The 14,237-nt window shown below is 57.5% G+C and carries 13 protein-coding genes; 6 read left to right on the forward strand and 7 right to left on the reverse strand.

Features of this window, described 5'->3' with window-relative positions:
* Positions 1–2: 2 nt before the first annotated feature.
* From ACT3RW_RS08585 to ACT3RW_RS08595, 3 genes are read left to right on the forward strand one after another with little or no spacing between them, the layout of a single operon-like run.
* A complete protein-coding gene (locus ACT3RW_RS08585) occupies positions 3–557 on the forward strand; it encodes a hypothetical protein (RefSeq protein ID WP_444613478.1) in 555 nt (184 codons plus the stop codon).
* 53 nt (positions 558–610) lie between these two features.
* Positions 611–1,000: an ImmA/IrrE family metallo-endopeptidase gene (locus ACT3RW_RS08590; protein WP_444613479.1), complete on the forward strand. Its 390-nt coding sequence runs from the start codon at positions 611–613 to the stop codon at positions 998–1,000.
* Positions 982–2,076, forward strand: a complete 1,095-nt coding sequence (locus tag ACT3RW_RS08595) for a tyrosine-type recombinase/integrase (protein WP_444613480.1) — start codon at positions 982–984, stop codon at positions 2,074–2,076. The genes ACT3RW_RS08590 and ACT3RW_RS08595 overlap by 19 nt, the downstream gene beginning before the upstream one ends.
* A gap of 66 nt (positions 2,077–2,142) precedes the next feature.
* On the opposite strand, the gene rpsD is transcribed toward ACT3RW_RS08595, so the two are convergent.
* Positions 2,143–2,766 (reverse strand): 30S ribosomal protein S4, encoded by a 624-nt coding sequence (gene rpsD / locus ACT3RW_RS08600; RefSeq protein ID WP_131088271.1) that lies wholly within the window; start codon positions 2,764–2,766, stop codon positions 2,143–2,145.
* A 188-nt stretch (positions 2,767–2,954) separates the two neighbouring features.
* Positions 2,955–4,361: a replication-associated recombination protein A gene (locus tag ACT3RW_RS08605; protein WP_444613481.1), complete on the reverse strand. Its 1,407-nt coding sequence runs from the start codon at positions 4,359–4,361 to the stop codon at positions 2,955–2,957.
* A gap of 89 nt (positions 4,362–4,450) precedes the next feature.
* On the opposite strand from ACT3RW_RS08605, the gene dtd reads away from it, so the two are divergent.
* Positions 4,451–4,888, forward strand: coding sequence for a D-aminoacyl-tRNA deacylase (gene dtd, locus ACT3RW_RS08610; RefSeq protein WP_444614629.1), 438 nt, complete (start codon positions 4,451–4,453; stop codon positions 4,886–4,888).
* Here the strand turns inward: dtd and ACT3RW_RS08615 are convergent.
* From ACT3RW_RS08615 to hisS, 4 genes are all read right to left on the reverse strand, one after another.
* Complete coding sequence (locus ACT3RW_RS08615; protein WP_193057640.1) at positions 4,885–5,214, reverse strand: PadR family transcriptional regulator; 330 nt, start codon at positions 5,212–5,214, stop codon at positions 4,885–4,887. The genes dtd and ACT3RW_RS08615 overlap by 4 nt on opposite strands.
* On the reverse strand, positions 5,207–6,325 hold the full coding sequence (locus ACT3RW_RS08620; RefSeq protein ID WP_444613482.1) for a hypothetical protein: 1,119 nt from the start codon (positions 6,323–6,325) through the stop codon (positions 5,207–5,209). The genes ACT3RW_RS08615 and ACT3RW_RS08620 overlap by 8 nt, the downstream gene beginning before the upstream one ends.
* Positions 6,326–6,473: 148 nt before the next feature.
* Entirely contained in the window at positions 6,474–8,273 is a 1,800-nt protein-coding gene (gene aspS, locus ACT3RW_RS08625) for an aspartate--tRNA ligase (protein ID WP_444613483.1), read from the reverse strand.
* Positions 8,274–8,364: 91 nt separating this feature from the next.
* Positions 8,365–9,687 carry a histidine--tRNA ligase gene (gene hisS / locus ACT3RW_RS08630; protein ID WP_444613484.1) on the reverse strand — a complete coding sequence of 441 codons (1,323 nt, stop codon included), beginning with the start codon at positions 9,685–9,687 and terminating at the stop codon, positions 8,365–8,367.
* 142 nt (positions 9,688–9,829) lie between these two features.
* Between hisS and ACT3RW_RS08635 the strand changes: the two genes are divergently transcribed.
* The gene (locus ACT3RW_RS08635; RefSeq protein ID WP_444613485.1) at positions 9,830–11,188 is read left to right on the forward strand and encodes a DUF349 domain-containing protein; all 1,359 of its coding nucleotides are present in this window, start codon (positions 9,830–9,832) and stop codon (positions 11,186–11,188) included.
* Positions 11,189–11,248: 60 nt separating this feature from the next.
* A complete protein-coding gene (locus tag ACT3RW_RS08640) occupies positions 11,249–11,872 on the forward strand; it encodes a hypothetical protein (RefSeq protein ID WP_444613486.1) in 624 nt (207 codons plus the stop codon).
* On the opposite strand, the gene ACT3RW_RS08645 is transcribed toward ACT3RW_RS08640, so the two are convergent.
* Positions 11,869–14,136, reverse strand: a complete 2,268-nt coding sequence (locus ACT3RW_RS08645) for a RelA/SpoT family protein (protein WP_444613487.1) — start codon at positions 14,134–14,136, stop codon at positions 11,869–11,871. The genes ACT3RW_RS08640 and ACT3RW_RS08645 overlap by 4 nt on opposite strands.
* Positions 14,137–14,237: the final 101 nt, after the last annotated feature.

Genomic DNA, 14,237 nt, shown 5'->3' on the forward strand with positions numbered 1-14,237 from the left:
CAATGGGAATCTTTGACCGGCTTTTCCGCAAGCCAGCAGAAGCCAGCAAGGCGGGACCTGAACGCGTATCTTTCTCAACTCCCGAGGAGCGTCGAGCTGAACGCGTGGCGGTACACCACGCGACAGTCGAGGATTTCTCTGCAAGAAATGCGCGTGAGAATCCACCCAAGGCCAAGCGCGCCATCGTACGCGGAAAGAACTACATCTATTGGGTTCCCGAAATAGAGCAACTAAAACGAGACGGGCACCTTGAAGACGCGCTAGATCTGGTTCTTGAATGCTGTCGAGCCGCCGAGCGCGATAGACAGGGGCGCGAACCAGCGCCAGCCTACACTCGACACGCAGCGATCATCTGCCGCAAACTGGGCTACCTAGTCGATGAACGACGCGAGCTTGAGCGCTGGATCTCGTTTGGTGTCGAGTCAAAAGGCAGGGCGCTTGAAGACCGCTTGGTCAAAGTAAACTCATTGATCAACCACAAGTTGAACTTGGGAATTTCATTGGACATGCTCACCCGTCCGGCAACGACTATTCGAGGCACTCTAAACGAGTCGTAGGATTCGATTTCTTGAATCCTAAAATGTCGTAGGACTCAACTATATTCGAACTTATGTTCGAAGAGGTACTTTCGCGGATACGTCCGCGCATCACTGAAACCGCACTACCTAACGGGTGGTGGGGAGCCTACGATCTGGCAACGCACACCATTCACCTCAGGCCACGCCTAGCACCCATACAGCACCGCTCAACACTGTCTCACGAGACCGCGCACGCTCTCCTTCAACACGAGGGCTACTCACCACGCCAAGAACGCGCAGCAGAAGAACTCTCAGCGTCCTGGCTGATACATCACGACCAGTTCGCACAGGCGTCCCGCCTCTACCGCACAGCGACCACGCTAGCCAACGAACTCGACGTGCTCCCCCGAGACATCCACGCATACATGCGCCTACTAAAGCGCACCCGAAAACAGGAGACACCATGGCTACAGGAAGGATAAACGACCTCTGGCACCGAAAAGACCGAAGCCGAACCACGAGGTATGGATCCGGAAAGCGCTGGCAAGCCATATGGACCGACGGCACCGACAACGTGACAAAGCGATCCTTCGACTACAAAGACGCAGCCCAAGCATGGCTCGACAGCAAAACCACCGACTACACCCTGAACCCACACGGGCTCAAAGCTGACATGCTATTCAAAGACTTCTGGGATAAGTGGCGTCAACAACAAACACACCAGCGGGCAAGCTCACTTCGCATGATCGACTCTGCCGGCCGCAAAAGGATTCTCCCCGCCTTCGTTGACCGTTACCTTACGGAGATCAAACGAGAGGACATTCAAGCCACCATCAACTCATGGATTGCAGACGGGATGGCTCCGTCAACTGCACGGCTCTACTACGCGTATATGCGCCAGGCATTCAAAGAAGCTGTATTCCAGAAGATCATCCGCGAGTCCCCGTGCGTGAAGATTAGCTTGCCTCAGGTGGAGAGTAAGAATTTTCAGTTCAGCAAGGAGACTCTAGATCAGTTGATCGAACTGGTTCCGGAGCCGTACGCCACGGCTATGCGCGTAGGAGCGGCGACGGGTTTGCGACCGAGCGAGTTGTTTGGCTTGTCCAAGCAGGACATTGATTTTCCGAATAGTGTCATTCGTTTGACGTTGCAAGATGCAAGCCGTCGAACTGGAGAACTCGTCCGTGGGCCACTAAAAACGAAATCTTCGCGACGGAGCGTGAGTTTCGGACCGGTGATGCGGAATATTCTTTTGGAGCTCTGCAATGCTTCCGGGCCGGAGGGGCGACTGTTTCACGCCGAGGGGCTCGTGCAGATTTGGAAGTACGAGGCCGTGTGGGTGAAGGCGCGCAGGTCGCTACCCGAGATTGGGCCAGGATGGCATCAGCTACGCCATTATCATGCGAGCGTACTGATCTCCCATGGCTTCTCGCCCGTGGCTGTGGCGGCCCGTCTGGGGCATAAGGATGCTAACGAAACTTTGCGGACTTACGCGCATATGTGGGACAGTGACGGGTCAGCAATGGCTGCTGTTTCAGATACAGTTGTGGCGGCCTAACTAGGTTAGACCGCCACGAAACCGCCACAGCTAAGCTGGATCCTTTTGTTTATAAGGGATCAGGTATTAGCGTGCGTAGTACTCGACCACGAGGTTCTCTTCGCAGGTCACTGGGATCTCTGCACGCTCAGGAGCGCGCAGGTAGGTAGCCTGAAGGGCTTCCAGCTTTACGTCCAGGTAGCTAGGAACAGCTGGAAGCACCTTTGCGTGCTCACCTGCTGCAGCCATCTGGAAAGGAACCATCTTCTCGCTCTTCTCGTGTACGTGGATCAGCTGACCCGGCTGTACCTTGAAGGACGGACGGTCAACACGCTGGCCGTTGACCAGGATGTGACGGTGCACAACCAGCTGGCGAGCCTGCTGGATGGTGCGAGCGAAGCCTGCACGCAGAACCAAAGCATCCAAGCGGGACTCGAGCAGTGCCAACAGGTTGTCACCGGTCTGGCCGCCGAGGCGCTTAGCTTCCTTGAATGCGTTCAGCATCTGAACTTCGCGGATGCCGTACTGGGCACGCAAACGCTGCTTTTCGCGCAGACGTACTGCGTAGTCGCTGTCCTGCTTCTTACGGGCGCGGCCATGCTGGCCTGGACCGTATGGACGGCGCTCCATGTACTTTTCAGCTTTAGGGGTCAATGCAAGGCCGAGCGCACGCGAAAGGCGTACGGTGCGGCGGGCACGGGCGTTAGCCATTAATGTGTCCCTTTCGATCAGCGACGGTATCTACTGGCCTCCAGGATGGAGAGTGTGTGGGCGTCGCGGCCCTGCTACACTGCAACCCTGCTCCAGTACGCGATCACTCGCATTCTGGGCATGGCTTGCCAGCCAAAGATCAAGTCTACACGAAACCAGTACGCCTCGCGCTGAGGTCTAGCGCACAATTAACGCTGCTTTTTACCTCGAACCGGGTCCTTGCCGCGAATGATTTCACGCAGCCGGGTGAGCCTAGCGCCAATGGTTTTTTCGGCCCCATTAACCGTCGGCGTGTAGTAGTTGGTGCCGACAAGATCATCGGGCAAATACTGCTGAGTGGCGATGGAATGTGGCGCATCATGGGCGTAGATATAACCCACGCCGTGGCCCAGTTGCTTGGCACCGGGATAGTGTGCGTCGCGCAAATGATCTGGAACCAATGATCCCTTGCCTTCGGCTACATCCGCTAAGGCGGCGTTGGTGGCGTTGTAGGCCGCATTGGATTTTGGCGCAGTAGCTAGGTGCACGGTGGCGTGGCCCAACATGATTCGAGCTTCGGGCATACCGGTGAGCTGGACCGATTGTGCGGCGGCAACTGCCAAAGGCAACGCGGTGGGGTCGGCCATGCCAACATCCTCTGAGGCCGAGATCATCAACCGGCGGGCAATAAACCGGGGGTCCTCCCCCGCCGAAAGCATACGTGCAAGGTAGTGCAGGGCCGCGTCAACATCTGAACCGCGGATCGACTTGATGAAGGCAGAGATGATGTCGTAGTGCTGATCGCCATCTTTGTCATAACGTTGAACCGCCTGGTCCATGGCCAATTGCACATGATCCTGGGTGATTTTCACCGGTGGCGTGACGTCCTTGCCGGCAGCATTCCACGCCACCGCACCGGCGGCCTCGAGGACGGTGAGTGAACGGCGCGCGTCGCCCTGAGCGAGCCGGATAATCGCGTCACGCTGTTCATCGTCTAGCTGAACCTGACCATCAAATCCGCGTTCGTCGTCGATGGCGCGCTGGAGCAGGCCAGCCAAGTCTTCATCGGTGAGCGGTCGCAGGGTCAGCAGCAGCGAACGTGAGAGCAGCGGAGAAATGACCGAGAACGAGGGGTTTTCGGTGGTCGCGGCCACGAGGACTACCACACGGTTTTCCACCCCGGGCAGCAAAGCGTCCTGTTGCGCCTTATTAAAGCGGTGGATCTCGTCCAGGAACAATACCGTGGTCACTCCGCGCAGATCGCGGTCATCCTTGGCCTGCTCAATGACTCGGCGCACATCTTTCACGCCTGCAGTAATGGCCGAAAGCTCAACAAATTTTCGATCGGTGGCGCGCGCAATAACGTGGGCGATGGTGGTTTTGCCGATGCCCGGAGGCCCGTAGAGGATCACGCTGGCCGGACCGGCCAAGCCGGTCTCCGGGTTTTCGGCAAGCTGGCGCAAAGGCGAGCCGGGACCGAGCAGGTGCTGCTGGCCTACCAGTTCATCCAGCGACTTGGGGCGCATGCGCACCGCAAGAGGCGGACGCGGCCGGTTGACTTGGGGCTCGCGTGCTTCGCGCGGATCATCGGACAGGGAATCGAACAAATCGCTCACCTGCTAAGCCTACCGATATTCTGGGAGTCGCGCGGTGCATGCCAACACGCCACCGCCGACACCTATTGCCTCTTGAAAGGACTTGCTCCATGCGCGCCGTCGTCCAGGTCGCCAGCACCGCCCACGTCGAAGTTGAAGGGGAGATCACAGGCCGGTTGGACTCCCCCGGGCTGGTGATCCTGCTGGGCGTGACTCACGATGACGATCAGGCCACCGCGCGCAAGGTCGCCCAGAAGATCTGGCAGCTGCGCATTTTGGAGGATGAAACCTCCGCTGCCAGCAAAAATGCCCCGCTCTTGGTGATCAGCCAGTTCACCCTCTACGGCTCGGTGCGCAAGGGGCGCCGGCCTTCGTGGTCCAATGCGGCACCAGGGCCGGTGAGCGAGCCGTTGTACGAATACTTCGTCGAGTACCTGCGCGAGCTGGGGGCGCACGTCGAAACCGGAAAGTTCGGCGCGATGATGAACGTTTCGCTGGTGAACTCCGGTCCATTCACGATGATCGTCGATTCGGAGGACCTGGCTTAGCGGCCGGTGGCCCTCACCAGCTGCGCGAGCATTTCGAAGCTCGCGCGCTGGGCCTGCAGCTCGGTGCGTCCGGTGGCCGAAAGTTCGTAGACCTTCCGCCCCGGTCCACTCTGGCCTTCTTCCCAGCGGGTTTCCACGAACCCCGAGGCTTCCAGCTTCGCCAAGGCGGGATAGAGCGTTGCGCCTTTGATCGGGCCGAAACCTCGTTCTTGCAGCGATTTGGACAGGGCGTAGCCATGGGCTTGGCCGCTGGATAATTCAGCTAGCAGGAGCATCGGGAGCATGGCGCGTTGCCAGCTACCGGGAAATGGCGAGTCCTTACTCATCGCGGCCGTCTTCCAGTCCGCGGGCTTGGGCGCGCCGTTGGGCGAGTTTGGATTGCACGTATTCTGCGCGGTTTGCGGGGCGCAACGCATAGAGGGTAGCCGCTGCAAAAATCAGAAGACATACTGCGAAGAAGATATCCCAGCTGCTGCGGTCCGGGGCAAACGCCTCCGGCAGGAGGCTTGTGCCGTAAAAAAACACGAGCGCCAGTGGCAGTAACCGGAGCATGAGCCAGCGACGCTGCAACGCCCTAGCGGTGTTGACTCCCTGTCCGATGGCAAATTCGTTTGGGGTACCGAATTCTTCGACGATCGACACCGCTCCGCCCTGCATGCTCATAGTTGACCAGTGTTCGCGGGCCGGCGCCATGACTGACGCCGCTTCTTTGCCCCGCATTCCGTAGCGTCCGCGCAGCAGACGCGTGGATTCGGCAAACCACGCTTCCGGATCAGTAAAAGCTGTGGCGTCGTTGCGCGTTGCTGTGGGTTCATCTTTGAAGGGTAGCCAAAACGCGCCGACGGCTAGTGCTATACCGAGGATCGGTGCTATCCAGTTGGGCATCGGCATGGCTTCTTCACCGCCGAGCAAGGAAATAAGCGCGGCCGCTGCAATGGAAATCGCTATTCCGGCCAGCCCCAGCGCCCATGATCGCGTGAATTTGCCTTTCAATCGGTAGAACCACCAAAGGTGACCGGATAAGGCAATTCCCGTGCCTCCACACAAGGCCGCTAGTTGCCAATAGCGCCACGAGTTCGCAGTCCATCCGTCACGGAATCCGACCCACGTTCCGAAACCGGCGCACAGCAGGCCAACACCAATTCCGAGACCAACGAGCAGTAGCACGCTGCTGTTGACAGGCATCTCCGAGTCAGCCAGCTGTTGCGGTGTCAATCGCGCGTAGGCCCGGACCTCGCCGTATTCAGCAGGATCTCCAAAGAGGTCTTCTGCACCTTGGCCACTGTCCCGGATGGCAGCCAGTGCACTTTCCAGTTCTTGGACGCTCTGCAAATCATTCAGGTCATGGAGCATCAGGGCAAGGCTGAAGTCCTGCGCCCAATCGCGGTCGCGCTCCGGGTACTGCTCGACGATGCGTTGGGGTTCTGCCGAGGCCAAAGGGTCTCCTTGAATTGAAATATCTAGGTTGAAAACTAACCTAGTATTAAAATCAGCACTAATCCACGCCTTGGCCTATTTTGAGGAAAAAAGAAGCCGGATGGAACGCATTCAAGCGTTCCATCCGGCATTGCGAAGCTGCGTGAGCCTACTTGGCTTCGGTCTTGGCTTCGGTCTCTTCGGCCTTCTTCTTCTCAGGCTTGAAGTCGATGCCAGCTTCCTTGCGCTGCTGCGGGGTAATTGGCGCAGGTGCCTGGGTCAGTGGATCGAATCCGCCACCGGTCTTCGGGAAGGCGATGACGTCGCGGATGGACTCCGAGTGGGTCAGCAACTGCAATACGCGGTCCCAACCCAGTGCGATGCCGCCATGTGGTGGGGCGCCGTACTTGAAGCCTTCAAGCAGGAAGCCGAACTGGGTGTCAGCCTGCTCCTGGGTCACGCCCATGAGCTTGAAGACGCGCTCCTGAACGTCGCGCTGGTGGATACGGATCGAACCGCCGCCGATTTCGTTGCCGTTGCACACGATGTCGTATGCGTAGGACAGTGCCGAAGCCGGATCGGTGTCGAAGGTGTCCATGAACTCTGACTTAGGGCTGGTGAACGCGTGGTGCACAGCGGTCCAAGCGCCAGCGCCCACGGCCACATCGCCCGAGGCAACAGCGTCCGACGCGGCTTCGAACATTGGTGCGTCGACGATCCAGACGAAAGCCCAGTCGCCTTCCTTGATCAAACCGGTGCGGTGGCCGATCTCGACGCGTACCGCGCCGAGCAGGGCACGGGATTCGTTCTTCTTGCCAGCCGAGAAGAAGATGCAGTCGCCAGCGCTTGCGCCGGTAGCTGCGGCCAGGCCGGCCTTCTCTTCATCGGACAGGTTCTTGGCTACTGGGCCAGCAAGCTCGCCATCTTCCTTGATCAATACGTAGGCAAGGCCCTTGGCACCGCGCTGCTTGGCGAATTCCTGCCAGGCATCCAGGGTGCGGCGAGGCTGCGAAGCGCCGCCAGGCATAACCACTGCGCCAACGTACTCGGACTGGAAGACCTTGAAGGAGGTGTTCGCGAAGTACTCGGTCATTTCGGTCAGTTCCAGGCCGAAGCGCAGATCCGGCTTGTCCGAACCGTACTTGGCCATGGCCTCCGAGTACGCCATGCGGCGGATCGGGGTTGGGACCTGTACGTCGATCAGGTTCCACAGTTCGGTAACCAGCTTTTCGCCGAGCTCGATGATGTCGTCTTCTTCAACAAATGAAGCTTCGATATCCAGCTGGGTGAACTCTGGCTGACGGTCCGCACGGAAGTCCTCATCGCGGTAGCAGCGAGCGATCTGGTAGTACTTTTCAAAGCCACCAACCTGCAGCAACTGCTTGAACAGCTGTGGGGACTGAGGCAGCGCGTACCAGGCACCCGGGGTCAGGCGTGCAGGAACAACAAAGTCGCGAGCGCCTTCCGGGGTGGAACGGGTCAGCGTTGGGGTTTCGATCTCGATGTAGCCCTGATCGTGCAACAGGTTACGTGCTACACGGTTAGCCTCGGAGCGCAAACGGATGTTGCGTGCCGGGGTTGGGCGGCGCAGGTCAAGGTAGCGGTGACGCAGACGCGCCTCTTCGCCAACCTCAACGTGCTCGTCAACCTGGAAAGGCAGGGGTGCTGCGGTGTTCAGCACGGTGACGGTATCAGCGATAACCTCGATCTGGCCGGTTGGCAGGTTCGGGTTTTCGTTGCCCTCCGGGCGGCGCTCGACGTTGCCGACGATCTGCAGCACGAACTCATTGCGCAGCGGGTGGAAGTCCTCTTCGTCGCGTACAACAACCTGGGCTACGCCCGAAGCATCACGCAAATCCAAGAAGGCAACACCACCGTGGTCACGGCGACGCGCGACCCAACCGGTGAGGGTAACCTGCTGTCCAATGTGCTCAGCGTTCAAGACGCCCAGCTGATGAGTGCGTAGCACTACGATCCTTTCGGTCGGTTGGGAAAGTTTCTCCCCATGAAGTTTAGTGCACCTTGCCAAGGTGCGTGTGCGGGCCAGTTGGCCGCAAGTATTAGCTGATGGCGATCTTTAGGTCAGACTCGGCCGGCATCCAGGTGAGCGGATCGGCAGTTACCTGCTCACCGGAGCGAATGTCCTTAACCTCGTGGGTGCCGTCATTCTGGGTGAACCAGACAAACGGAATCCCGCGTCGATCAGCAAATTTGATCTGCTTGCCAAATTTCTCGGCACTGGCTGCTACCTCGCAGGCGATTCCGCGTGAACGCAGCTTCGAGGCCACATCCTGAGCTTCGTGCCAGGTGTCATCGTTGGCCAAGGTGACATATACCACTGATGGAACGCTGCGGCTGGCGGTGACCACTTCTTCGGCCAAGATGCGTGAAATCAGCCGGGTGACGCCGATGGACAGGCCCACACCTGGGTAGTTCTTTTTGCCCTTGGACGCCAGCGATTCGTAGCGTCCGCCGGAGCAGATCGAACCCAAGGATTCGTGGCCTACCAACACGGTTTCGTAGACGGTGCCGGTGTAGTAGTCCAGGCCGCGGGCGATGGAAAGGTCAGCCATCACCTTGCCTGGTGCACGCTTTGAAGCAGCATCGATCACCTGGGAGAGCTCATCAAGACCGGTGTCCAGCAACTCGTGGCTTACCCCGAGCGCTCGGACTTGTTCCACGAATGAGGCGTCAAGGGTGCGAATTTTTGCCAGTGCCAGTGCCGCATCAGCCTGCTCGCGTGTTGCGCCGACTTCTTCAACCAGAATCTTGGCGACAGCTTCATCGCCGATCTTTTCCAGCTTGTCGATGGCGCGCAATACCGCATCCGGATCTTGAAGACCCAGTCCACGGTAGAAGCCTTCAGCTAGCTTGCGGTTATTCACTCGCAGGCGGAAGTCGCCAATAGGCAGGGCAGAAAGCGCATCGGCGATGGTCAGCGCGAGCTCCACGTCGTAGCTAAATGGCAAGGTGCCATCGCCAACCACGTCGATATCAGCCTGGGTGAACTCGCGGAAGCGACCGTCCTGTGGACGCTCGCCACGCCAGACCTTCTGCATTTGGTAACGACGGAATGGGAAAGCCAAGTATCCGGCGTTCTCCACGACATAGCGTGCAAAAGGCACGGTGAGGTCGAAGTGCAGGGCCAAAGCGTTGGGATCGTTTTTATCGTCTTCGGCAGCCAAACGGGACAGCCCGTAAACTTCCTTGTCGATTTCGCCCTTGCGAAGCAGCTGCGCACGGGTTTCCACGGCGCGGGTTTCAATATTTGCGAAACCATGCAGTTCAAAAACATGACGCAAGGTGTCCAGCACGTGCTGTTCAACAGCCCGTTCAGCTGGAAGCCATTCTGGGAAACCTGATAGTGAGGCCTTGCGTGCCATGAAACTCCTTAGTGCAAATTGGGCTACCAATACATCTTAAGCCTGATTTGCAAGAAACCTGTGCACGTCGGCTTACTAAGAAACGGAGGTCACAGGTAGAGTTGGCTACAGCAAGTGCTCGTACAGTGAAAGAGTTTCAGCGGTGACCACCAGTCAGCAATCCGACGACAGCCAGAAGACCCCATTGCCGCAGGCGCAGAAGCCTGTAGCAAAGCCGGTCGTAGCGCCTAGCGTCGCACATACCACTCCCCTCGACGAAGCGGCTAAGTTTGCCCGCGTTACCGAAGATGGACACGTCTTCGTGATCATCGATGGTGCCGAGTTCCCAGTGGGTCAGTATCCCGACGCCACGCAGGAGGAAGCTTTGAGCTACTTCGTGCGCAAATATGACGACGCGATTTCCCAGCTCATGCTCCTAGAGCAGCGTGTTGTAGCTAAGGCTCCGGCCGGTGAGCTGAGCAAGGCTGTCTCCACCCTCTCGGCCACCGTCGCTGAGCGCCACATGGTTGGCGATATCCCAGCGCTGGAAACGCGTCTTGAAAACGTTCGTGTTGCAGTCGAGAGTCTTAATGGCGAACAGCGCAAGGCTCACGATGAGGCTCGTGCTGAACAGCAGGCTGCTCGTGAAGCCATTGTTGAGCAGGCTGAAGCGATGGCTGAAAAGCGTCCAGAGCAGATTCAGTGGAAGACCGCTTCGGCGTCCATGAACGAATTGTTCGAAGCGTGGAAAGCCTCCCAGCGTTCTTCCGTTCGTTTGCCTCGGGCTACCGAAGATGCTTTGTGGAAGCGGTTCCGCGCTGCTCGCACGATATTTGATCGTCACCGCCGCGCCTACTTCTCGCAGCTTGATTCCACTAACGCCTCTGCGAAGGCTGTTAAGGAAGAGTTAATTGCTCGCGCCGAAGCTTTGCAGACCTCAACGGACTGGGCTGCTACGGCAGCTGAGTACCGCAAGCTCATGGATGAGTGGAAGAAGTCGCGCCGTGCTTCGCGCAAGGACGACGATCAGCTCTGGGGACGCTTCCGTGCCGCTCAGGATGTTTTCTTCCAGGCTCGTACCGAGGCCAATGCCAAGATTGATGCTGAGTACTCAGAGAATCTGGTAGTGAAGGAAGCCCTGTTGGAAGAAGCGCGTGCGCTTTTGCCAATCAAGGATTTGGCTACCACCAAGACCAAGCTTGAGAAGATTCGCGATCGTTGGGAAGCTGCTGGCAAGGTTCCACGCAACGACCTACAGCGCGTTGAATCAGCTCTGCGTCAGGTTGAAGATGCCGTCAAGGGTGCCGAAGATGAGCAGTGGCGTCGGTCCAACCCAGAGACCAAGGCTCGTTCAAACTCGATGCTTTCCCAGCTCCAGGACACCATCTCTGCATTGGAAGATGACTTGGCTGCAGCTCAGGCTAAGGGCAACGCAAAGCAGATCGAAAAGGCTCAAGAAGCTCTTGATGCTCGTCGTATGTGGCTGAACACTTTGGAGAAGTCGGCTGCCGACTTTGAGTAAGTAATCCACAGATCGTCAGTACACCGTCAACGCGACGGCGCTTACTGGTTCAGTAGCTACATGGAATCTGGAAATTGCCAGGCTACCGAATCAGGCGCCGTCGCGTTGCGCATTCCGGAGGATCTTTGGATCGCCGGCCAAATGTTTAGTCGCAATGAACTACAAGCTATGGCCTCTAATGGGCTACTACGTGAAGTATTGGGCGATTGCTTCCTGCCCAGCAATATTCGGATCACGGCTTCACTCAGAGCACGTATCGCCGCGTTTGTCTGCGGACGAGAGTTGAATTCCAGCACTGTGCTGGCCAGACAAACGGCCGCGTGGATCCACGGCTTACTGCCCGAGGTTTATACGCTGTGTATCTATACACGCAGTTATCATCGCCCGTTTCAACCGGGCTTCGGGCTCAACGTTCAATTTATGCAAACCAGGGTGCCCGATACTCAGATGGTTTTTCGCAGTCGAGTCAAAGTGACATCGGCGCTCAGAAGCGTTTGTGACTGCGCGCAGTTTGACCCACTACCCGTGGCAAGTCGGGTACTGAGCAACGCGATAAGCTTGCACGACCCGTACCTGAACTTAGAAACGATCAGGGATTCATTACAACGCTACGAACCATCCCCAGAACGCTCACGCGCCCTGCGTCTGGTTGATTCCTTCGATGACGTCGCGCAAGCGGCCTAACGTCGTGAACCTGCGGTCGTGCGGTACACGTCGTAGACACCGTCGATGCGACGCACCTGATTCAGTACGTGGCTCAAGAACTTAGGGTCGACCATTTCAAAGGAGAAGCGGGACAGTGCCACACGGTCCTTGCTGGTCTGCACTGAGGCGGACAAAATGTTCAGATGGCTCTCGGACAGGATTCGAGTGACATCAGAAAGCAACGATTTTCTATCCAGCGCCTCAACCTGAATCTCGACGAGGAACACGCCGTGGTGCTTGGCGGCCCACGTGACATTGACCAGACGGTCAGGCTGGGTCGAAAGCTGTACCAGGTTCAGGCAGTCTGTGCGGTGCACCGAGACACCTGCCCCGCGAGTTACGAAGCCTTGGATCTCATCCGGTGGCACAGGCGTGCAGCAACGTGCCAGTTTAACCAGCACATCTCCGACACCTTCAACAATCACACCTGCGTCGTTGCCCGTAGTCGCGCTTGGAGCGTTCGGGCGAACTACGACTTCCTCATCAACCTGTTCGGCCTCTGGAGGGCCAATGAGGGCCGTCAGGTGCTCAATAACGTTCTGTGCACTCGTATGACCGTCGCCTACCGACTGGTACAGGGCAGAAATGTCGGTGTGGTGAAGTTCGTTGGCAACGGTGGTGAGCAAGTCATGGGTCATCAACTTCTGCAGTGGCAGATGGTTGCGACGAAGCTCCTTGGTCAGAAGCTCCTTGCCCTTTTCAATCGCTTCTTCTCGACGTTCCTTGGAGAAGTAGCCACGGATCTTAGCCTTGGCTCGTGGCGACTTAACGAAGTTTTGCCAGTCCTGGGATGGGCCAGCGCTTTCAGCCTTCGAGGTGAAAACCTCAACAACATCGCCCTGTTTAAGTTCAGTGTGCAGCGGTACAAGCTTGCCGTTGACTCGGCTACCAATCGTGCGGTGACCAACATCAGTGTGAATGGAGTATGCAAAGTCCACGGGAGTCGCACCCACAGGCAGAGACATGATGTCGCCCTTGGGCGTATAAACGTAAACCTCGGCCGAACTGATGGTGTAGCGCAGTCCGTCAAGGAACTCTTCTGAATCAGTGGTGTCGGCCTGCCACTCCATCAGGGAACGCAGCCAGTCCATGTTCTGCTCAGGCGAGAGCATGGAGTTAGCGGATTGTCCGTGCTTGTACTGGAAGTGCGCGGCAACACCGTATTCGGCACGCACATGCATGTCGTGTGTGCGGATCTGGATTTCAACCGGCTTGCCTTCTGGACCCATGACCGTGGTGTGTAATGACTGGTAAAGGTTCAGCTTAGGGATAGCGATGTAGTCTTTGAAGCGGTTTGGCAGGGGGTTCCACTCAGAGTGGACCACGCCGAGTGCGCCATAACAATCTTTGACCGTATCGACCAGAATACGAACGCCCATCAAGTCATGGATGTCGTCAAAGTCTTTTCCTCGAACAATCATCTTCTGATAGATCGAGTAGTAATGCTTCGGACGGCCCGAAACTGAGGCATGAATTTCTACATTGCCCAAGTCGCCGTTCAAGGTCTGTCGGATAGCGGTCAGATACTTTTCGCGTTCTGGTGTTCGGTCCCCCACCATGCGCACGATTTCTTGATACACCTTAGGATGCAGAGCGGCGAAGGAAAGATCTTCCAACTCCCACTTCACGGTATTCATGCCTAGGCGGTGAGCCAGTGGAGCGAAGATCTCCAAAGTTTCTTTGGCTTTACGTGAGGAAGACTCTGCTGAAACGTAACGCCAAGTGCGGGCGTTGTGCAGGCGGTCCGCCAATTTGATGAGCAATACTCGGATGTCGCGCGACATGGCAACAACCATCTTGCGAACGGTTTCGGCTGGAGCAGCTTCACCGTAAGTGACCTTGTCCAGCTTGGTCACGCCATCAACAAGCATGGCGATCTCTTCAGAGAATTCTTTTTTGACCGATTCGAGTGAGTACTCGGTATCTTCAACGGTGTCGTGCAATAGGGCGGCGGCGAGAATCGCTCCGGTCATACCCATCTCAGCAAGGATTGTTGCTACGGCTACCGGATGGGTGATGTAGGGATCGCCACTCTTACGCTTTTGCCCCTCGTGGTATTTCTCGGCTACCTCGTAAGCATGGACCAGTAGGTCCAGATCTGCCCGCGGATGCTTAGATTTGACGGTGCGAAGCAACGGCTCAAGCGTCGGCGAGGTGCCCGGAGTGCTACCGCGTCCAGCAAAGCGCACTAAACGGGAGATTGAGCGTCGTTTCGAATTGTTCAGGTTAGGCGTATTAGCCATGCCCCGCTCCTTCCCCATTGCCACCACACTTCGCTGGCAGCTGTGATCTTGCCGCGCGTCGCGTGCTGGTAGTTTTCGGTCGTAGACACCTCTACGACCTT

The sequence above is a fragment of the Glutamicibacter sp. AOP5-A2-18 genome (assembly GCF_052446055.1).
GTDB lineage: Bacteria > Actinomycetota > Actinomycetes > Actinomycetales > Micrococcaceae > Glutamicibacter.